The 20,364-nt window shown below is 34.3% G+C and carries 20 protein-coding genes; 12 read left to right on the forward strand and 8 right to left on the reverse strand.

The window, feature by feature from the left end:
* Nucleotides 1-96 precede the first annotated feature (96 nt).
* Nucleotides 97-645, reverse strand: a complete 549-nt coding sequence (locus ACWV26_RS06405) for a GNAT family N-acetyltransferase (RefSeq protein ID WP_455897518.1) — start codon at nt 643-645, stop codon at nt 97-99.
* 537 nt (nt 646-1,182) lie between these two features.
* Here ACWV26_RS06405 and dapF point away from each other — a divergent pair.
* The 6 genes from dapF (at nt 1,183) to odhB (ending at nt 10,668) form a co-directional block, all read left to right on the forward strand.
* A complete protein-coding gene (gene dapF / locus ACWV26_RS06410; protein WP_455897519.1) occupies nt 1,183-2,151 on the forward strand; it encodes a diaminopimelate epimerase in 969 nt (322 codons plus the stop codon).
* A 15-nt stretch (nt 2,152-2,166) separates the two neighbouring features.
* Entirely contained in the window at nt 2,167-4,197 is a 2,031-nt protein-coding gene (locus ACWV26_RS06415; protein WP_455897520.1) for a PAS domain S-box protein, read from the forward strand.
* Nucleotides 4,198-4,214: 17 nt separating this feature from the next.
* Nucleotides 4,215-4,895 (forward strand): response regulator transcription factor, encoded by a 681-nt coding sequence (locus ACWV26_RS06420; RefSeq protein WP_455897521.1) that lies wholly within the window; start codon nt 4,215-4,217, stop codon nt 4,893-4,895.
* Nucleotides 4,892-6,316 carry a HAMP domain-containing sensor histidine kinase gene (locus ACWV26_RS06425; protein ID WP_455897522.1) on the forward strand — a complete coding sequence of 475 codons (1,425 nt, stop codon included), beginning with the start codon at nt 4,892-4,894 and terminating at the stop codon, nt 6,314-6,316. The genes ACWV26_RS06420 and ACWV26_RS06425 overlap by 4 nt, the downstream gene beginning before the upstream one ends.
* Before the next feature lie 239 nt (nt 6,317-6,555).
* On the forward strand, nt 6,556-9,369 hold the full coding sequence (locus tag ACWV26_RS06430) for a 2-oxoglutarate dehydrogenase E1 component (RefSeq protein WP_455897523.1): 2,814 nt from the start codon (nt 6,556-6,558) through the stop codon (nt 9,367-9,369).
* 27 nt (nt 9,370-9,396) lie between these two features.
* On the forward strand, nt 9,397-10,668 hold the full coding sequence (gene odhB / locus ACWV26_RS06435; RefSeq protein WP_455897524.1) for a 2-oxoglutarate dehydrogenase complex dihydrolipoyllysine-residue succinyltransferase: 1,272 nt from the start codon (nt 9,397-9,399) through the stop codon (nt 10,666-10,668).
* 66 nt (nt 10,669-10,734) lie between these two features.
* On the opposite strand, the gene ACWV26_RS06440 is transcribed toward odhB, so the two are convergent.
* From ACWV26_RS06440 to ACWV26_RS06470, 7 genes are all read right to left on the reverse strand, one after another.
* Nucleotides 10,735-11,922, reverse strand: a complete 1,188-nt coding sequence (locus ACWV26_RS06440) for a tyrosine-type recombinase/integrase (RefSeq protein ID WP_455897525.1) — start codon at nt 11,920-11,922, stop codon at nt 10,735-10,737.
* A gap of 74 nt (nt 11,923-11,996) precedes the next feature.
* Entirely contained in the window at nt 11,997-12,473 is a 477-nt protein-coding gene (locus ACWV26_RS06445; protein ID WP_455897526.1) for an ImmA/IrrE family metallo-endopeptidase, read from the reverse strand.
* A gap of 78 nt (nt 12,474-12,551) precedes the next feature.
* Nucleotides 12,552-12,875: a hypothetical protein gene (locus ACWV26_RS06450; RefSeq protein WP_455897527.1), complete on the reverse strand. Its 324-nt coding sequence runs from the start codon at nt 12,873-12,875 to the stop codon at nt 12,552-12,554.
* Nucleotides 12,875-14,752, reverse strand: a complete 1,878-nt coding sequence (locus ACWV26_RS06455; RefSeq protein ID WP_455897528.1) for a DEAD/DEAH box helicase — start codon at nt 14,750-14,752, stop codon at nt 12,875-12,877. The genes ACWV26_RS06450 and ACWV26_RS06455 overlap by 1 nt, the downstream gene beginning before the upstream one ends.
* 169 nt (nt 14,753-14,921) lie before the next feature.
* Nucleotides 14,922-15,539 (reverse strand): hypothetical protein, encoded by a 618-nt coding sequence (locus ACWV26_RS06460; RefSeq protein ID WP_455897529.1) that lies wholly within the window; start codon nt 15,537-15,539, stop codon nt 14,922-14,924.
* Between the two features lie 22 nt (nt 15,540-15,561).
* Complete coding sequence (locus ACWV26_RS06465; protein WP_455897530.1) at nt 15,562-16,599, reverse strand: hypothetical protein; 1,038 nt, start codon at nt 16,597-16,599, stop codon at nt 15,562-15,564.
* 224 nt (nt 16,600-16,823) lie between these two features.
* On the reverse strand, nt 16,824-17,189 hold the full coding sequence (locus ACWV26_RS06470; RefSeq protein ID WP_455897531.1) for a helix-turn-helix domain-containing protein: 366 nt from the start codon (nt 17,187-17,189) through the stop codon (nt 16,824-16,826).
* Nucleotides 17,190-17,347: 158 nt separating this feature from the next.
* Here ACWV26_RS06470 and ACWV26_RS06475 point away from each other — a divergent pair, with 158 nt between their 5' ends.
* The 6 genes from ACWV26_RS06475 (at nt 17,348) to ACWV26_RS06500 (ending at nt 20,359) form a co-directional block, all read left to right on the forward strand.
* On the forward strand, nt 17,348-17,596 hold the full coding sequence (locus tag ACWV26_RS06475) for a helix-turn-helix transcriptional regulator (protein ID WP_455897532.1): 249 nt from the start codon (nt 17,348-17,350) through the stop codon (nt 17,594-17,596).
* Nucleotides 17,597-17,613: 17 nt separating this feature from the next.
* A complete protein-coding gene (locus ACWV26_RS06480) occupies nt 17,614-17,913 on the forward strand; it encodes a hypothetical protein (protein WP_455897533.1) in 300 nt (99 codons plus the stop codon).
* Between the two features lie 94 nt (nt 17,914-18,007).
* Nucleotides 18,008-18,535 (forward strand): helix-turn-helix domain-containing protein, encoded by a 528-nt coding sequence (locus tag ACWV26_RS06485; protein ID WP_455897534.1) that lies wholly within the window; start codon nt 18,008-18,010, stop codon nt 18,533-18,535.
* Nucleotides 18,532-18,801 (forward strand): hypothetical protein, encoded by a 270-nt coding sequence (locus ACWV26_RS06490; RefSeq protein ID WP_455897535.1) that lies wholly within the window; start codon nt 18,532-18,534, stop codon nt 18,799-18,801. Before ACWV26_RS06485 ends, ACWV26_RS06490 begins: the two co-directional genes overlap by 4 nt.
* 352 nt (nt 18,802-19,153) lie before the next feature.
* Nucleotides 19,154-19,345 (forward strand): hypothetical protein, encoded by a 192-nt coding sequence (locus ACWV26_RS06495; protein WP_455897536.1) that lies wholly within the window; start codon nt 19,154-19,156, stop codon nt 19,343-19,345.
* Between the two features lie 78 nt (nt 19,346-19,423).
* On the forward strand, nt 19,424-20,359 hold the full coding sequence (locus tag ACWV26_RS06500; protein ID WP_455897537.1) for a YqaJ viral recombinase family nuclease: 936 nt from the start codon (nt 19,424-19,426) through the stop codon (nt 20,357-20,359).
* Nucleotides 20,360-20,364: the final 5 nt, after the last annotated feature.

The following is a 20,364-nucleotide window of genomic DNA, read 5'->3' on the forward strand; positions in this document are numbered from 1 at the left end:
TAGGCGCTTGTAGAAACCTGATTTGTCTTGGCCTCTCGCCTATATCTGAGTTATTCGATATCATAACCAAATCAGAGTCCTCACTTTTCTTAAATTTTACATTGCCTGTTCTTCACTAGCGTTGTTTTGTGAAGCCAAATACAGATAGAATGTATCTTTTTGGATTTTCAGTAATTCAAATTGTTTTTCTCCTTGATTAATTTCTTCATATAATGAAGGATGACTTTCCTTTGCATCCGTTACATATGCCAATTTGGATGCGGCGCGTAAGGATTTTGGATTTTCTTTACGAATTTTAAGAAAGACGCATTGAAAATCTAATTCAAAAAATAACTCTTTTAAAAATAATTCTTTTGCCTTTTGATTGTAACCTTTTCCTTGATAAGGTAATCCAATCCATGTGCCCAAAAAACCTGCTCCATCTTGAACGTCATATAGTGTGATCGTACCGATTGGTTGACCCCAGTCGTCCGTAATGGTGCGAGAAACCACCTTGCCATTTTCTTCATCTTCCAACAACTCTCTTGTCATAAACCAAAATTCATCAGCTGTCGTTGCCTTTTGACGTACAAAAGGGAAGACAGATGGGTGACTTAACAACTCAAAAAGCTCATTACATTCTTGTAATTCACGTCGCTTAATCATGCTGAACGCCTCCTTTTTGGGGTGAACTCTAATACAGTTCTTTCCCTCTCGAAATTTTTCATTTAGTGTTTCATAAAAAATTTCGGGGTGGGAATCGAACCCACTAGAACCAGCGATCACTGGTGGCGCACCATTTGCCTTCCCTATTTATTCTTCAAAGAATAGGAATCACTTATGAAATTATTTTGCATTTATACTATACTAAGAATTGAACAAAATGCAAAGAGAAAACTGTTATTTTTTTCGTATTAATTTATTGTAAAAATGACAATTGTGAACATGGTATAATTGCTTAAAAAATTAGGGATTTTTAGAGCGCTTAAACCTATATACTACGATGAAAACACTATATTTTCTTGTACCCAAAATTTGTTCAAAATATACGTAATTCATAAAAAACACTATAATATACTTAGCGTTAAAGTTACTTTTTAGATAAAATTAACTAAAATAATACTTTATAAACTAGCAAAGTTTAAGCTCAAGTAATATGCTTGTCTGAATTATAAGACATTAAGAAAATGGGGGATATCACACATGCTATTAAATTTGACAAAAGTCCACGGATCTGGAAATACATTTTATATATATGAAACAAATGACGAAACGTTACTCGATTGGATAAACTTAACAAAGTGGCTTTGCCAATACAACAATCATGGGGGAGCAGATGGCTTATTATTAGTAGCCCCATCAACACATGCTCTTGCTAAAATGCGTGTCATCAATGCAGACGGTACAGAAGCGTCAATGTGTGGAAATGGTCTACGATGTGTAGCTCGATACGTTTTGGAAAAAAATAATGTATCTGAGGGCCATATTGAAACGATGAAAGCAACACTTCATGTCGCAAAAGAGGACTCTTTATTTGAGGGAGTACCAACTTATGGCGTGGAGATTTCACCTGTATCTTTTGAGCTTACATCACTACCAATGAAGGTGGAAGGACACACATCACTTATAAATGAAGTCATTCATGATTTGGACTCTGAAATTGCGTTTACTGCTGTTGCCGTACCAAACCCACATTTAATCGGATTTGTTCCAAAAGAAAAAATTGAATCAACAGAACATCAAAAGCAATTAGCTTCTTATTTAAATGGGCCTAATCCTGTATGCCCGGATGGGGTAAATGTAAGTTATGTCTTTCCTATAAGTGCAAACGAAATTTATGTTCGCACATTTGAAAGAGGTGTAGGGTTTACAAATGCATGTGGTACGGCTATGACAGCTTCTGCATTAGTTTCAAGAATGTTAGATGTGACCAAAGAAGATAAAATAACTGTTTTCAATCCGGGTGGTTTTGTACAATGCTTTGTACAACATTCACAAGACGAGTACCATCTAAAACTAGTTGGTAACGCTACGTTTACTTCTAACTATGTTTTAGAAGTTGAGGGAGACCGTTATACTTATAAAACAATTCAAGATACAAATGAACAACAATCCTACAAAACATTAATTGAATATACACAAGAGAAATTAGAATCAGTATTTGCTGAATAATTTTGAGGTGATAGTATGTCAGAGGTTTTTATAACAAAAGAACAATTTAACGCCCTTTATCAAACAAGTAAAGGGTTTGTTTTTTTGATGGAATTAGTAGAAAATCGTTTTCGATATATTTATGTCAACCAAGCAGCAACTATCGTCTTCTCAACAAACCCAGAAGGGAAATTTCTTTCTGATTGTGTACAAGAATCTAGAACTGAATTGATTATTGAAAACTATATGAAAGCCATTTCTTTAAATCAGCAAATAACCTATCGCGATTTTTATTTGTTTCAAGAAAACGGTTATACAAATGAGACAATCTGTACACCTATATTTTATGGCAATCATACATATATCCTCGCGATTACCAATAATATATCAGACCAAAAAATAGTAGAAGAAAAAAATGTCTTTCTTCAATCACTATTTCAAGATAGGATTGACCCGACCGTCATTTTATTAGAAGATTTATCAATCTACGAAGTGAATCGAATTTTTAATCATGTTTTTGATTGCAATTTGGATAAGAATCAAAATCTTATGGATTGTAACTGTATCAACTCAGAGAACAAAATTAAGTACCAAAAATATATTAGAGAAACATTTAAAGGGCGGGGCTCGTCTGCAGTTATTTTTTCACACATCAAAAAAGATGGTATGATGGTGGATTTCCTCGTCAGTTTCTCACCTGTATTAATAGATGAGATAGTTGTAGCAATCAGTATTCAATGGCAAGAAATCAAATCACCCGTTCAATTAAAGCATGATTTGATTCAAAAATCACTTGCCTTACAAAATTATAAGTATGCGTTAAATGTAGCTGCGAATATTTGCGTGACGGATGCAAATGGTGTAATACAATATGTGAACAAGGGATTTGAAAAACAAACACAATATAAGCAAGATGAATTGGTAGGTAAAACCCATGCCATCTTAAGCTCTCGAAAGCAATCGAGAGAATTTTATCATGATTTATGGAACCATATAACAAATGGTGAAATTTGGCGTGGTGAAATGTGTGATCGGACAAAATACGGACGAAACTTCTGGACAGATACAACCATAGTTCCAATCAAAAATGCAGAAGGGGATATAACCAATTTCCTGGGTATTAGTTTTGATATTTCTGACAAAAAGTTGATGATGACAACATTAAAAAATAGTGAAAAACTATTTCGATTAATTACAGATCATACAAATGATTTAATCGTCATTACGAATGAAGATGGCATCATTCAGTACGTTTCACCTGTTTACGAAGCAGGCCTAGGATATGAGAAGGAAGAGTTATTTGGAAAATTCTTTGCAGACATCTTAACTCCACAGAGTACAGCTATTTTAACCCGAGAATTTGAAACAATTTTAAGTGAATTTGGTCATTCGAAAATAGAACTTGAAGTTTTATCAAAGGATGGACAAAGCTTCTGGTTAGAGGCTCAAGTTTCAGCTGTGAAAGATGAAGAACGCCAAGGAATCTATCAGTTTGTAATTGTTGCGCGTGAAATCACTGAGCGCAAAGAATTGGAAGAAAACTTGAGATTCCTAGCTTATCATGATAGTTTAACGATGTTACCAAACAGAAGATATCTTATGGAAAAATTTGAAGAGTTAGCAAATGGGGCAAACGCTACAAATAGTTCCATTGCGATATTGTTTATCGATGGAGATAATTTTAAGCAGATTAATGATCAATTCGGACATGAAGTTGGAGATGAATTTATCTCCAATTTTGGTAAGGCACTTTCGCTAAGTATTAGGGATAGCGATCTTGTTGTTCGCATTGGAGGCGATGAGTTTGTAGTTATATTAACCAAAATGTCTCTAAAAAAAGTGAAAAGAAAAGAGCAAATTGAGCAAGCGGTTAAGAGAATTCAAAAAATTCTTCGGATAGGTTGGGAAATAGGAGATCAATACTTTTCACCTACCTCATCAATTGGTATCGCTTGTTATCCCGAAAATGGGGCTGGAATTTCTCAGCTCCTAGATCAAGCAGATGAGGCTTTATACTTTGCAAAGAAAATATCCGGAAAAGATTCGTATCATTTTGCTAGTAAATAGATAAGGTGGTGGACTACATGACAAAGCAGATACTTTTAGTAGAAGATGAAAAAAACATAGCGCGCTTTATTGAGTTAGAGCTACAACATGAGCACTTTTCTGTAATGGTTTGTAATAACGGGCGAGATGGACTAAATCTTGCGCTTGATGAGGGCAATCATTATGATGTTCTTCTGTTAGATGTCATGCTTCCTGGGTTAAACGGCATTGAAATTTGTAGAAGGGTCAGAAGTAATTCAGAAGTACCTATCATCCTCATTACTGCAAGAGATGCAGTCATGGATCGCGTTGCAGGTCTTGATGCTGGAGCAGATGATTATATTGTCAAACCATTTGCTATCGAAGAATTGCTTGCACGAATTCGTTCCATTTTAAGAAGGACGAACAAAAAACAAGAAAAAGAAGCCATACTACAATATAAGAAAATCACCATTAACCTAGATGCTTATAGTGCATATATCGATGACCATCTGCTCGAACTAACAAAAACTGAATTTGATCTGCTTCGTCTTTTAATACAGAATAAAAATCGCGTTTGTACCAGAGATCAAATTCTGGAAAATGTTTGGGGTTACCAAACAGATATCGAAACAAATGTAGTGGATGTTTACATTCGGCATCTCAGATCCAAGCTACCAAAAGAGATGAGTTCTTACATTGAAACGGTAAGAGGAGTTGGGTATGTGATGAGAGAATGAACCGACTTAAAAACAAATGGTTAAAGTCGAAAGCACTAAAAACCCAATCTCTAAAAACGAAGTGGGCGCTGACGTCTGCTTTTGTGATTTTCATAAGCTTTGCCATTATTTGTTCAGTATTATATTGGTCATTACATTCATGGTTATTGTCAGAACAACAACAATCTGTAAATCGAACAATGGATGATTTGACGATGTTTTTTGAATCCCAAGGACCTGGAATAACGATAGATGATATTCGCTCAAATAAAGGGCTGATGAACTCCATTGTAAACAAAGATCAAACCGTCCGAATTTTAAATAAGGATGGTATTGAAATTTTACGTATTAATGATACTGTCACAAGAATTCCAGAAGTGCCAAAGAAAATACCACCAGAGGGTTATATTGTTCAAAAACAAGATTTAGAAGGGACGAATTGTTTTGTTGCAACAGGCAAATTTCAAATCGGTCCTTTTTACGGGTATATACAACTTGCACACCCATTAACAGCGTTTAACTCACTCATGAATTACTTGTTGATGGCAATGCTAATACTAGGCCTAGGAGCTCTCGTTTTATCTGCATATATTGGATATGCGTTAGCTAATGTGTTATTGAAACCATTACACGAACTTAGAATGGAAATGACAACAGTGGCAGAAGAAGGTTTTCAAGCGCCAATCCTAATGAATTATGACAAGGACGATGAAATTGGTGATTTACTCCGCGTCTATCGGAAAATGATGGGGGAACTAGAGCAATCTTTCCTCTTACAACAACAATTCATTCAAGATGCCTCTCACGAACTTAGAACACCTATTCAAGTAGTAGAAGGACATTTATCACTGATTAAACGATGGGGAAAAGATGACCCAGAAATACTAAATGAATCGCTTGAAACATCAATAGCAGAAATAAGACGCATGAAAAGTATGATGGAAGAAATGTTAGAACTTGCAAAAGGACAATCTGTTGAACCAGATGCATTATGCAATATCAAAGAAATGACAATCGAAATAATGGAAGAACAAAAAATTCTGCATCCAGAAGTAACGATGACTGTAGATGAACAAAATTTTACTCAACCAATAGCTGCTATTTCTGGAAATGTGTTTGGTCAAATCTTACGAAACTTACTGCAAAATGCAATTCGTTATTCTGATAATGATGCACAAGTTCGAATATACTTGACAAATGACTTGAAGCATTGCAAAATCGAAGTCGAAGATAATGGTATTGGGATCGCTGAAAAAGATTTACCTCATATTTTTGATCGTTTCTATCGAGTTGAACAATCACGCTCAAGAGATGAAGGTGGAACAGGCTTAGGACTAAGTATTGTGAAAATGCTAGTCAATAAGTATGGCGGTCATATTACTGTAGAAAGTAAACTGGGTTTAGGAACTAAATTTAGTATTTTACTACCTTATAAAAAATAACGATTTTTTTATCATTTATTAAGAAATCTCATCATTCAATGTGAAATTTGCTCAATTCTAAAAATAATATTGAATTTTTTGTGAAGAGTAGTAAGATTGTAAGGAAAAAGTTCTTCCGGCTTACAGCAATACATAAGTGTATCTTCAGCAGGAAGAATATAAAAAATAGTGGATTTTCTAAAATTAATCATTTAATTAATGGAACTGCCACTTGGCAAAAATGTATGGAGGTAATACTCATGTCAAACAACGTTTCACTTGCAAGCTCTCCATGGTCAGCTTTCTCAGGACCAAACCTTGGCTATGTAATGGATATGTATGAACTATACCTAACATCTCCTGAAGAAGTTGATGCTGAACTTGTGGCATTATTTGAACAATTTGGCGCACCAGTTTTGGAGTCAATTGATAACACAAGTACTACAACAAATGTAGATCCAGGAAATATTGCGAAAGTATTAGCTGCAGTTCAATATGCTGATGCTATCCGTTCATATGGTCATCTAGCAGCTGATATTTATCCTTTAAATAACCAACCAAAAGATTCAAGTCGAATTGAAGCGACTACTTATGGTCTATCTGATCAAGACTTAGTAAAAATCCCTGCAAATGTATTATTAAACGAAATTCCTGAAACCGTTCACAATGGCTTAGACGCTATTAACTACCTTAAATCAATTTATACTGATAAAATTGCATATGAATTCAGTCATGTAGTTGGTCAAGAAGAAAGAAACTGGATTCAATCTAAAATTGAAAATGGTTCACTTAACGGTAAACTTTCTGTAGAAGACAAAAAAGAAATTCTTTCAATGCTAAACAAAGTTGAAGGTTTCGAACAATTCATGCACAAAACTTTTGTTGGGGTAAAACGTTTCTCAATCGAAGGTGTAGATGCACTTGTTGTTCTAATCGATGAAATTATCCGTCGTTCAGAAGACAAAGGTTCAAAAGACATCATGATTGGTATGGCTCACCGTGGTCGTTTAAATGTACTAACACACAATGTCCACAAACCATATGAAATGATGTTAGCTGACTTCGCTCACGTACCAAGTGAATTATTTGTTCCAGAAGATGGTTCATTAATCGTGACTAAAGGTTGGTCAAATGACGCAAAATACCACCTTGGCGCAACTTATAAAGCACCAAATGGTACAACAATTAAACTAGCTTACAACCCATCACACTTAGAAGTAGTTAGCCCAGTAGTAACTGGTCAAGCTCGTGCTGCTCAAGACGATACATCTAAACCAGGTCTTCCAGTACAAAGCAAAGAAAAAGCATTGTCTATCTTAGTTCATGGTGATGCAGCATTTGCTGGACAAGGCGTTGTTACAGAAACATTGAACTACTCTCGTACTCAAGGTTTTAATACTGGTGGTTCTGTTCATATCATCGCAAACAATATGATTGGTTTTACAACTGAACGTTATGACTCTCGTTCTACTGTATACTCTTCTGACCCTGCAAAAGGTTATGAAGTACCAGTTATTCACGTTAATGCTGATTCTCCAGAAGCAGTTGTTCAAGTTGCTCGTTTCGCTGTTGAATACCGTGCGAAATTTGGCAAAGACATTTTAATCGATTTAATCGGTTACCGTCGTTATGGACATAATGAAATGGATGAACCAATGATTACAAACCCATCAATGTATAACATTGTTCACAATCACGATACTGTTCGTGCATTATATGGTAAACAATTAGTGGCTGAAGGCATTGTAACAGATGATGAAGTTGCAAAAATGCAAGCAGATATCAAAAATGAATTACAAACATCTCTTGACCATGTTAAAGAAGTAGGTAAAGGTCAATCAGCTAGCCATGAAATGCCAGAAGCAGTGAAAAACGGTTACCCAGAAGGTATCGAAACAGCTGTTGAAAAAGAACGTTTAGTAAAAATGAATGAAGAACTTCTTGCATTCCCAGAAGACTTCAATGTATTTAAAAAACTAAGCAAAATCTTAAACCGCCGTCGCGATCCATTTGAAGGTAAAGGTAAAATCGACTGGGGTCATGCTGAAACACTTGCATTCGGTACAATCCTACAAGATGGTCACCCAGTACGTATTACTGGTCAAGATGCTCAACGCGGTACATTCTCTCAACGTCACCTAGTTCTACATGATGAACAAAATGGTAACGAATTTGTACCTTTACATCATATCTCTGGTTCAAATGCTTCATTTGCACCAATCAACAGCCCACTATCTGAAGCAGCAATCGTTGGCTTTGAATATGGTTATAACTTAGAAAATGAAAATGCATTAACTATTTGGGAAGCACAATACGGTGACTTTGCAAACATGGCACAAGTTATGTATGATAACTTTATCTCAGCAACTCGCGCTAAATGGGGCGTTAAATCAGGTGTTGTTTTATCATTACCACACTCAGCTGAAGGTCAAGGTGCAGAACATACAAGTGCTCGCCTAGAACGTTTCTTACAATTATCAGCTGAAAATAACTGGACAGTTGTTATGCTATCAAGTGCTGCAAACTACTTCCACTTATTACGTCATCAAGCAGCAGTCCTTGGTACAGAAGCTGTTCGACCATTAGTAATGATGTCTCCAAAATCACTTCTACGTAACCAAACTGTAGCAGCTGATTTAGAAGAATTAACAACTGGTCATTATCAAACTGTTATTGAACACCCAACAACGGGTAAAGATTCGAAGAAAGTAGAAAAAATCGTCTTTGCTTCAGGTAAAATGGCAATCGATATCGCAGAAAAAATTGGCGATGGTGAAGGTTTCGAACACCTACATCTTGTACGTGTAGAACAATTATATCCATTCCCTAAAGAAGAAATTGCTGAAATCCTTGCAAAATTCCCTAAAGTGAAAACTCTTGCATGGGCACAAGAAGAACCTAAAAACATGGGTTCATGGTTCTTTGCAGATCCATACTTACGTGAATTAGCAACTGCTAAACAAAACGTTGTGTATGTTGGCCGTCCAGAACATTCTAGCCCGGCTGAAGGCGATGCAGATTCTTATAAAGAAGCGCAAACAATCGTTATCGACCAAGCAGTGGCTCGTGACTAGTGCAATCATTAAAGGAGGAAAAAGAAAGTGGCAGACATTATCGTTCCAGAATTGGCAGAATCCATTACAGAAGGTGAAATCGTACGTTGGGTTAAACAAGTAGGTGATCACGTAGATAAAGGTGAATTCATCGTTGAATTAGAAACAGATAAAGTAAACGCTGAAATCATTTCCGAAGAAGCGGGTGTACTTACAGAAATCTTAGCTCAAGAGGGCGATGTAGTTGAAGTAGGTGCAGTTATCGCTAAAGTTACTGAAGGCGCAGCTGCTCCTGCACCAAAAGCAGAAGCTCCTAAAGCTGAAGAACCAAAACAAGAAGAAGCACCAAAACAAGAAGCTCCAAAAGCAGAAGCAAAACCTGCAGTTGCACCAGTAGTTGAAGAAACTTCTTCAAACGAACGTGTCATCGCTAGTCCTGCAGCACGTAAACTTGCTCGTGAAAAAGGCATCGATCTTGCAGCCATTTCACCAGTAGATCCACAAGGTCGCGTACGTGTTCAAGATGTTGCAGCATTTGGTAATGCTCCTGTAGCACAAAATGCTCCACAACAAGCAGCAGCACCTAAAGCAGCACCAGCTGTTAAAGCTGTTGACGATTCTCGTGTTGAAGCTGTGAAAATGACTCGCCGTCAACAAACAGCTGCAAAACGCTTACTAGAAGTATCACAAAATACTGCTATGTTAACTACATTCAACGAAATCGACATGACTAACGTTATGGCACTTCGTAAACGTAAAAAAGACGCTTTCCAAGAAGCTCATGATGGTACAAAACTTGGCTTCATGTCATTCTTCACAAAAGCAGTAACTGCTGCTCTAAAAAAATACCCAGCAGTTAACGCTAAAATTGTTGGTGATGAAATTCACTACAACAAATTCTTTGACATCGGTGTAGCAGTATCTACTCCAGACGGATTAGTTGTACCAAACGTTCGTGATACAGACCGTAAAAACTTTGCTGAAATCGAAGCTTCAATTGCAGACCTAGCAACAAAAGCTCGTAACAAAAAACTATCACTTCAAGATCTTGAAGGCGGTTCATTCACAATCACAAACGGTGGTGTGTTCGGTTCATTAATGTCTACACCAATCATCAACGGTGACCAAGCAGCAATCCTTGGCATGCACAACATCGTTAAACGCCCAATCGCAGTTGGCGATGAAGTCCAAATCCGTCCAATGATGTACGTAGCATTATCATATGACCACCGCATCATTAACGGAAAAGAATCAGTTGGATTCTTAAAAATGATCAAAGATTTACTTGAAAATCCTGAAGATTTACTTCTAGAAGCTTAATCTGACGGGATTTATTGAACCTATCGCTTACACTAAACCACCCTTTAAGTAGGGTGGTTTTTTTAGTCATTTTTGCTTTTTGGGCACACTTTGGGCACGCGAGCTTTTTTCTGTTGGCTTATTTAAGTAATTTATGAGCAAATCTGTGGTTTTCTCAATCGCCTCGGTAGTCACGTGGGTATAGATGTTCATGGTCGTTTCGATGTGAGCATGTCCTAATAACTTTTGAACAACTTTAATATCTACACCAGCTGCAAAAAGAAGAGAAGCACATGAATGTCGCAAACCGTGAACTGTTATTCGAGGAAGTCCAAAGCGTCTGCATAGCTTAGTTAATACTTCATTCACATAAGAATTACGAAATGGTTCAAACGATGTTTCCTTAATGAATATAAAATAATCTTTTACTTTTGCACCACTCATGAGTCGAAGTTTCTTATTTTGCCTGATTAAATCCTTAAGAACAGCATAAGTTTCAGAATCTAGATGAATATCTCGAATAGACGAAGGAGTTTTTGGCTTGAGTAATTTGTAGTTGCCATCTGAGTCGTAGAAAAGTGTCTTGGTGATGCTAATAGTTTGAGTTTCATTATTTAGATCCTTTTCTTGTAACGCTAAAAGCTCTCCTTTACGCATACCTGTTAGTAATAATGTACGGAATAAAGCATATCTTTTTAATGTATCAGTAGCTTTTAATTTTTCAAGGAAATAAATAGACTGTTCTTTATTCCAAAACTTTTCAAGTTTTTCGTCCTCTTCAAAAATAGTGACTTTTGGATAAACTGTGTGATCAAAAGGAGAGGATTCAATATATTCGTTACGAACTGCGAAATCAAAAACATTTCTCGCTTGTATAACAATTGGTTTATAAGATTTCAATTGAGTGGCTATAAAATCAATATACTTTTGGCAGTCTTTCTTTGTAATGTCTTTCAATCGCTTATCGCCAAATGCAGGAAGTATCCATTTCTTAAAATCAACCGATTTCCGATAAACTGTAGAAGGTTTTAAATGTTTAGAATACTCTTCCTCGAATTCTAGAAACATATCTTTATAAAAATAATAAGACTTTGTATTTTTATTTTGTTTTGCTTCCTCGGCTTCTAATTCTTTTGCAGCCAATTTGGCCTCGCTTAATTTTTTGAATCCTCTACGAGTAGTGCGCTTTTTTTCTTTGGTAAGTGGATCAGTAATCGACATTCTAATTAACCAACGGTCTCCACTCGAAGTACTATACTTTTCAAATGATGCCATAATAATCCTCCTAATAATTTATTACATAAATCGTAGCATCTAGCATCAGTTGCTAGTGTGCGAGTTTGATATGCTTACACAATGATTTGTGAAGCATAGAGATGATTATTTATGTAATGATTCAGTCTTTTTGCTGCAAATGCCCCACTAACATGAAATTCCTTTTTAATGAGTTGTACCGCCTCATGATAAACATCAGGTAAATCTAGTCGATTTAGCATGAAAGTAGGGACTGCAGCATGATAAGCAAAATTGTTAGCTTTAAATTCTTGGTATTCCACAAAAGAGTAGGGAAGTAACATTTGATCTCCTGCATGTAATAAAACGTGCCCAAGTTCATGACAAAATTCTTGCCATTGTACTGATGGTGAATGTTCAATATTCAGAAAGATAAATGCTTGATTCCGTTGAACTAGTGCCTGACTTTGTTCGTTCCAATAATACACATTAATACATAATCTATTCGCGATATCTTGGATATTTAATTCTTCTGGATTTTCTATACCTATTTGACTATAAAACTGTTTGATGAAGTCTTCCAAGTGAGTCAAAGTAATCACCTCCGAAACAAACGTATGTTCTATTTTAGTATAAAACAAAACCCCACTATTGGAAAGTGGGGTTTAAATTCAGCATACGTTTGTAAGTGTGTAATCTTTTAGTTCTTGCATTAACTTTAAAATTTCATGATTTCTGTCGTAAATTACTTGACTAACTTCATTTTCGGAAATTTTAACTAAGGATATTAACTTGTTGTCAACAAATTTATATCGAAAATTAGCGATGTAACCAGAAGGTAATAAGCATTTGGTTATAGCTATTATCGCTCCATTTTCACTATGAAAATTTACATCTAGGTAATTTTCCAGTTTTAAATTTTCTAGCAAATCCATTGGCAATAATTTAGGTGCATAAATTTCTTCGTAGAGCATTTCAAACTTCTCATTCACCATTAGAAATCCTCCTTTTTGAAATGTTTTTTTAGATTTCCATAAATGTATTCTTCTAAATTATCCAGTTCCTCTAAAGCTCGCTCGTAATCTTCTATTTCCCAATCTTCTCTCTTATTTCCTATGTAGGACTTGAAGTAAGTATTGAAAAACACAGCTAAACAAGCACCATTATCATGAGTCGGATAGTAAAAAGTCTTACTTTTCAAAGGAAAGATACTATCTTTGATATTATAAATTTCTTCGCCTTTAAGTTCAAGATTAAAATCAGCTAAAAAGTTTGGAATAATTTCTTCACGTATTCTTTGGTCCAATTTTTTTCTTAGTTCTGATTGAGTCAAATCAGGCCGTAAATACTTTTTCTTATCTTTAGAAATTTTGCTTTGTAAGATAAAAGACCGTGCCATTTCTTCTGAAATATCTAGATCGGTCATTAACTTACTTATTTTTTCTTGCTCTTCTTTAATTTCTAAGTCTCTTTTTTTAAGTAATTCTGTTCTTAAAAATGTATCAGATTCAATTGTATTTTTAGGTGATTCAGTAACAAATCCTGGGTCGGTAGATCTTTTCTCATAATCAGTCTTTCTTTCTTTTCTTAATGTTTTTATAATGTCTTTTTTAATAATTTCCTTTTTATAGGAATTCCAAAGATCTTCCAGATTTAATTCTCTATGATAAATAATCTTTGAAATATTATCATCCGTATAAACTTCATTAACATCATCAGGTGTTATAGAGCGAAGTGTTCTTCCGATAAATTGTTGATATGGTAAATCACTTCTAAAAGGCCTAAAAATGGCTGCGATTGATAAGAATTTATGGTCATAACCTTCACCTAGTAGAGCTACATTTACTACTACTTGAACTTTATGAGTATCTATTCTTTCAAATTCTCTAATTAATTCACTTTTTTCCATTTTACTATGGACAATAGCTACATCTAATCCTTCTTCTTCATATAATCTTTGTATTTGATGTGCATGTTCGATACTACATGCAACAGCTACAATTTTATGTGGATGATTGTTTGTCTTAGCCTTCTTTTCATTTAATAACTCAATGCTTTTTCTTATAACACTTAGATTAGAGTCCTTGGATAAAGCAACTTTGCGGCTAATCCAATCATTTTCTTTTAATTTTAGTTCTCGAATTTCGTCTAACGTATATGTACTTGATTCATTTCCATCTAGAGTAAAAATCATTTCATCAGGAATAACGTGAAACTTCTCTAAGCTTTTTACATAACCGTTTGCCATTGCTTTAGAAAGTGGATAATTATAAATATTTTCTCCTTTTATTTCTTTTCCATCACTCCTAAATGGTGTACCTGTAACCTTTAAAACATGGGCGTATTTAAAAGTTTCAATGGCGTTTCTCCAAGTGTATGCCTCAGAATGATGAGCTTCATCAATAATTATAAAGTCAAAAAAGTCCTCAGTAACTTTTTTTAGTAGGGAACTTTCTAGCCTTTCTTGTAATTTATGAACATTTAAAATAACGATATCTGAAAGTTCTAAAGTACCTGGAGTGACTTTTTTATCATATTCAATAACTGAAGGCAATTGACTTTGCTGATCAAACACCTTAGAAAATAGCCAGAAGTTTTTAGGATCTAATCCATCTAGAGAACCTAATACAGTGTCTCTAACTATAGTTTGTGGAGTAATAATCAATACTCTTTTTTTGGCAATTCCAAAGGGGGCAATTGCCATTAAACCAGTTTTACCAGTACCGGTGGGGAGTTGGATTAAAGCTTCCTTTCTATTTTTTTTAGGATCTGTATTAAAAAACTCTAAGATTTTTTTATATGCTTCAATTTGTGGCTCCCTTAGATTTTCATTGTTTAAAATGTTAGGAATAGCTTGTTCAAAGTAATTCATGTTAATTCTCCCCTTTATTATGTAAAAAATTAATAACTAAATATATTGAATTCTAAAATTAATAATTATTTACATCTTGTTTTATTTTTTTAGGACACAATTCAGTGTCCTAAAGTTTGATAGACTCAAATATTAATAAGTTTACGCTAATCTATTAAAGTACTCTTTATTAATGTCTATCCATGTAATCTTGAACTTCTGAAATAAAATTCTTCATTTCATTTTGCTTTTTTATTGCTTCGCTTTTGAGTTTTTTCAAATTTTTTAAATCTACACTATATGCAGCATAGAGTAATAAAGCTACTCTAAAAGCTGCTATTATAATATAAATAAAGAATAAAAAATTTAATAAAGAAATAATCTTTTCAGAAATAGAGAGATATTCACCTATATTATCTAAATCATTTCCAATAACTATTAATAAAAATAAGACATAAGCAAATGTTCCAATAAATGCATTGCGAATAAAATCTATTAATGTTCTGAAGTTCTTTTCAGATAATTTAGCAATAGAAGAATTTAAATTGAGAGTACTTATAAGTGTAAATACAGTGAAATAAATACCTATAAATATAGCAGATAGGGCAATCAGGTTACTACCATTATTACTAAGAAACTTTGGCAAAAAATGATGAAAAAATGTTCCTAGATATTTTTCAATACTTGTTGATATATTAGTAAGAATAAAAAGAAAAAGACATAATGTATTTATTATCCAAATTGGACATTTTCCATAACTTGCAACGAAATTAACAAAGTTCTTTGATAAATTTTCTTTTAATCCCATGACCCCTCCCACCTCTTTATAATTAATAATTTAGAATGAGTGGATTATCGTTTAAAATAAAAGGATAATCATTTAAGCGAATATGTTGTTGTATTTGATAATTTTGTGCTGTTCCTGCACCGGTTCTATTACTCGTGACGTAGAAGTAGTGCTCTATTTCGGATGTAATAACTTCCCATGAGTCCCCGGCTGCATCTACTGTTCTACTTAATACTTTAGAATGTTTTAAATCTATATTGTTATATTTTATTCCATTTTCAGAAGTATATGAAACATTTATATTCATAAACAATTCGCTATCTACATCAATATAACATAGGAGTGTTTTAAGAGCTTCTATATTAAATGGATTATTTCTCCAATTTTGACCTTTAGAGAAGAATATATTTCTAACACCACCACCAAATAAATGACGAGTTCTAATTATTTCATTAAAAGTAGTATAAATATAGTCATATACTTGTTCTTCTAATGTATTTTCATCATTTAAATTATCTACAAAGTTTTGTCTATCTCTTAAATCTCTTTTAAAAATGTCTATTTGAGTAGATGTTAAATCTAATTTAATATTCAAATTACTAATGTCTTGAGCAAGAATAATATCTTGAATTGAATGTTCAGGTGTTAATTCTAAAAATTCTACACTCCATTTTGGATCATTTTCATTTTCTGCTCTAGGAAGAAATTTTTCAAAGTAATTTTTAATTTCTTTTATTTTTGCACCATAGTAGTTATACTCACAAATAAATAATTTCTCAGTGTGTTGATAGAAGCAGTTTGTTTGTTCAAATACATCGAAGTTTATTTCCCTATAATCATCAGTACTTTTATCTCCTTGTTTTGGTTTTCTGACCCGATAGTTTGCAATAGTAAATGCTCTATCAGAATCATTTTGCATTTCGTCAGGATGTTTCATTAACTTGAGTATAATTTCGTCTTTTTGTCTTTCTTCAGGTGGTTTACCAATAACAAAATCAAGAAAATCTTTAAAATTAATATTTGTTAATTCACCGCTTTTAGAAATGAAAACATTATAGTATTTTATTGTAATTTTTTCCACGAATTAATTTTCCTCCTTATTTTAAATTAAATATTTTTCGTTATCTTGATAATTTTTATAAAAATAAGAACCTTCAATGGCATAAAAATTATATGAATAGTAGAAATGTAATAATTCAATAGTCCTATTGTAATGGTAAAAAAAGAAGATACACAAAAGTGTAACTCTTTTATAAAAATTTATTGAGTCTAATAAATTTTTTGTATAAGAAATTGATTTTCTGTTTATAACTCGCCATTATCCTTCAAAATCTCCCACATCTTACGTAACTTACGCAAATCCTCTTCCTTAGACTTAGGTAATTCCTTGTACCATTTTTGCAGTGATGGATCATTAGCAAATGCTTGAAATTCTTCTTCGTCTTTATCTACTTGCGATGGGTTAGGGGTATCAGTCTCGCATAAAATATAGGCAACACTAACATCATATTTCTTAGCTAACTTTTGAACACTGCTAATAGAAATCTCGTTACGACCTTGTTCGTAATATCCATAAGCACTTTCCGAAATATTTAAGAATTTAGCGATATCAGCTTGATTTAATTTAGCCTTTTTCCTCAATTCCTTGAGTCTTTGTGGAACAGTAGCCATTAAATAACTCCTTTCATTAGCAGTACTAGATTAATTATACAACTGTCAGTTGGGTATGTAGATAAATAAAAATAAATACAACAAAAAATCCGATTTTAATTGACAAACAACTTTTTGTTGGGTAATATAAAGGCAACAAAATGTTGGGAGGTGTTAGAATGAATAATCCATCTAGAAGAATTACTTTAGTTAAATATCGAAAAGAAAGAGGTTGGCTGCAAAAAGATGTAGTTGAAAAATTATCCATTGACTACAATGTATTTATTTCAGAAAGCTATTATGGAATGATTGAACAGGGAGTAAGAACTCCTTCATTACATGTAGCGTTAGCAATTTCAGCCTTGTTTAACGTTGAACCAACTAAATTTTTTTTGAGTAACAACACAACATTTTGTTGTATTCAATGATAAAAGGAGGTAGTACCATGCATACTCCAACGTTATTACAAGAATTAGACGAGCAATATTTGCTTCAAAAATTTGAAATATTAATTCAACAAGCTTATGAAAAGGGCATTGAAGATGGGCGTAAACGTTTCACTTATCCGCCCGTATTGAAACGTGAACATTTAAAAGAAATTTTATCAATTGAGTATCCAACAGTTGATAAGTTGACTCGTGATCCATCATTTCCAAGATTAACTGCAGTATCTGCCAGATATCCAAGAGATGCAGTTTTCAAATGGATTGAGGAAAACACAGCAATTATCGAAAAATTTTCTTAAATAAATCATAACAAATCTATCAATAAATGGTGGTCTACTAAGAGATTACTTGTATTTGAGATGTGACCGCTAAGAGACAAAGGGGAGAAAGAAAATGAAGAAAACAAATGTACCTAGTGTACTTAAAGAATTGCGAGGAAGTGAGTACCAACAACAATTAGCCATGGAACTCAACGTATCTCGCGAAACAGTTAGCAAGTATGAAAATGGCCGGTCAAAAGTGCCAGCAGATATTGGCCGTAAACTCACTCAAAAATACGATAATCCGAAATTCGCAATCACGTTAAGAAATGAATATTCAGGTACAGGTCCACGGTGGCTGGATGGACCAAATGTAGATTTGCATAGATCAGCGGTCAAAGAAAAAACGGTTGAAGAAATGCATGAAGCTTTAGAACAACTTGAAAAAATCAGTCTTTCGAAGCCATTAAGGAAAATAGAACATTTTGAACGGCAGGACATAGAAGAAGCACTAGATGAACTAGTTGAAGCACAAACAGCAATCGACCATCTAGTTGCAGTGATATGCATGGAAGGTGATATCAGTTACGTGGATTTATGGGACAAACATTATAAATCGTTAGCTAGCAATGGTTATCTAGCACTAGGAGGAGCACAATGAACACTTTGAATTTTAGAAAACAAGATGTTGAAAAAGCGATGAAAGAACACAATTGCATCAACACGTTGCAAAAACAACTAGAGATACATATCGAACGTGGGAGTTATGCAGCAGCTCAAATTTGTTTAGAAGACATTAACAAATCAATTAAAGAACTTTGCCGATTGCGAAAAGTAAAGCGTGAGCATGATCGCTTAGTAAAAACGGCTGAGCTTATGCAGAAAAGAGGAGTTGACTTAAGGATGGTGACAAGATGCGTAAACTAAACAATTACTTTTTTGAATCAGAGAAAATCAGTTTATCAGACGGACTTTGGTTTTACGGTGGCATCGCAACAATGATCATTCTCGGGGCAATTGGGCTATGGCATTAAAAAAGCTGATTAACTTTGCACAGTTAATCAGCCTCAGATTTAGTCTTACCTAATATGAATGTCCAACAACATTATAACACGACAGGTTAATTCCTGTCACGAAGCGCGCAAAATCACAAATCTCACAAAAAAGTGTGCTAATTCAATTTGTGATTGGAGATGACTCTACCTTAATAAGGCCTGGAAAACCTTAAAGCTTGCACGTTTCGTGATGCGAGTTATTGCATCAGAAAGAGGGTGAAATCATGTTAGAAAATCCATTAGTAATTGGACAAGGATATAAAGAAACATACGCTACACCAGTAGGAAGATGTATTGAATGCAATGATCTTGTTTTCGGAGGTTACGAAGGTGTGTTATTCGAAGATGAAATATTCTGTTCAACTTCTTGCCTCGCGGATCACCTTGAGAAGTCTGACGCGGTTCAAAGTATATAAAAAAACGACCGTTCTACTAAACGGTCGAATGGAAAATGTCAATTCTATGTGATTATATCACAGAAAGGAAGAAAAATCATGGTACAACAATTTGTTTCCACAGCTGAAATGAGTCGTGACGAATGGCTCGAAACAAGACGTACAGGAATCGGTGGCAGTGATGCTGCCGTTATCCTAGGGTTTAACAAATGGAAATCACCTTTTCAATTGTATTTAGAAAAAACAGGAGGCCCCCTTGAAAAAACAGATAACGAATTTATCTACTGGGGCAATGTACTTGAAGATATTGTAGCAAAAGAATTTCAAGCGCGTACAGGAAAGAAAGTTCGCAGAATGAACAAAATGCTTCGTCATCCAGAACATGATTTCATGACAGCAAATTTAGACCGCGTAATTGTTGGGGAGAAAGCATTCCTAGAATGTAAAACAACTTCTGCTTACAAAGTAGGCGATTGGGAAGGCGAGGACATTCCGGCAGCTTATCTTTGCCAGGTACAACATTACATGGCGGTCACAGGTTATGAAAAAGCATATATAGCTGTATTAATTGGTGGAAACAAGTTTGTATGGAAAGAAATAGAACGTGATCAAGAGTTAATCGACATCATGATTGAACGTGAAAAAGCGTTCTGGGAAAACCATGTTCTTGCTGAAATCCCACCTGAAATTGATGGGTCAGATGCAGCAGTTGAATTTATATCCAAACGATACAAAGAGAACTCAGATGAAACAGTCATGCTCGATTCTGAAAAAGAAAAAATCATAGATGCTTTAGACAACGTAAAAGCCGAAATGAAGAGTTTAAAAGAGTTGGAGAACAAATACACCAACCAATTGAAAATGTCGCTAGAAACAGCGTCAGAAGGTCTGACAGAACATTACAAATTGACTTACAAAACAATCAATCAAAATCGTCTGGATTCCAAGAAGTTGAAAGAAGAATTGCCGAACATTTATGAGAAATATTGCAATTCATCTTCTTATCGCAAATTTGGATACAAAAAAGTGAACTAGGAGGA

Source organism: Rummeliibacillus sp. JY-2-4R, assembly GCF_053847205.1.

What these genes read in the sequence shown, in the direction of transcription:
- ACWV26_RS06405 (WP_455897518.1), bottom strand. Translation starts at nt 645, where the DNA reads ATGATTAAGCGACGTGAATTACAAGAATGTAATGAGCTTTTTGAGTTG.
- dapF (WP_455897519.1), top strand. Translation starts at nt 1,183, where the DNA reads ATGCTATTAAATTTGACAAAAGTCCACGGATCTGGAAATACATTTTAT.
- ACWV26_RS06415 (WP_455897520.1), top strand. Translation starts at nt 2,167, where the DNA reads ATGTCAGAGGTTTTTATAACAAAAGAACAATTTAACGCCCTTTATCAA.
- ACWV26_RS06420 (WP_455897521.1), top strand. Translation starts at nt 4,215, where the DNA reads ATGACAAAGCAGATACTTTTAGTAGAAGATGAAAAAAACATAGCGCGC.
- ACWV26_RS06425 (WP_455897522.1), top strand. Translation starts at nt 4,892, where the DNA reads ATGAACCGACTTAAAAACAAATGGTTAAAGTCGAAAGCACTAAAAACC.
- ACWV26_RS06430 (WP_455897523.1), top strand. Translation starts at nt 6,556, where the DNA reads ATGTCAAACAACGTTTCACTTGCAAGCTCTCCATGGTCAGCTTTCTCA.
- ACWV26_RS06440 (WP_455897525.1), bottom strand. Translation starts at nt 11,922, where the DNA reads ATGGCATCATTTGAAAAGTATAGTACTTCGAGTGGAGACCGTTGGTTA.
- ACWV26_RS06450 (WP_455897527.1), bottom strand. Translation starts at nt 12,875, where the DNA reads ATGGTGAATGAGAAGTTTGAAATGCTCTACGAAGAAATTTATGCACCT.
- ACWV26_RS06455 (WP_455897528.1), bottom strand. Translation starts at nt 14,752, where the DNA reads ATGAATTACTTTGAACAAGCTATTCCTAACATTTTAAACAATGAAAAT.
- ACWV26_RS06460 (WP_455897529.1), bottom strand. Translation starts at nt 15,539, where the DNA reads ATGGGATTAAAAGAAAATTTATCAAAGAACTTTGTTAATTTCGTTGCA.
- ACWV26_RS06470 (WP_455897531.1), bottom strand. Translation starts at nt 17,189, where the DNA reads ATGGCTACTGTTCCACAAAGACTCAAGGAATTGAGGAAAAAGGCTAAA.
- ACWV26_RS06475 (WP_455897532.1), top strand. Translation starts at nt 17,348, where the DNA reads ATGAATAATCCATCTAGAAGAATTACTTTAGTTAAATATCGAAAAGAA.
- ACWV26_RS06480 (WP_455897533.1), top strand. Translation starts at nt 17,614, where the DNA reads ATGCATACTCCAACGTTATTACAAGAATTAGACGAGCAATATTTGCTT.
- ACWV26_RS06485 (WP_455897534.1), top strand. Translation starts at nt 18,008, where the DNA reads ATGAAGAAAACAAATGTACCTAGTGTACTTAAAGAATTGCGAGGAAGT.
- ACWV26_RS06490 (WP_455897535.1), top strand. Translation starts at nt 18,532, where the DNA reads ATGAACACTTTGAATTTTAGAAAACAAGATGTTGAAAAAGCGATGAAA.
- ACWV26_RS06495 (WP_455897536.1), top strand. Translation starts at nt 19,154, where the DNA reads ATGTTAGAAAATCCATTAGTAATTGGACAAGGATATAAAGAAACATAC.
- ACWV26_RS06500 (WP_455897537.1), top strand. Translation starts at nt 19,424, where the DNA reads ATGGTACAACAATTTGTTTCCACAGCTGAAATGAGTCGTGACGAATGG.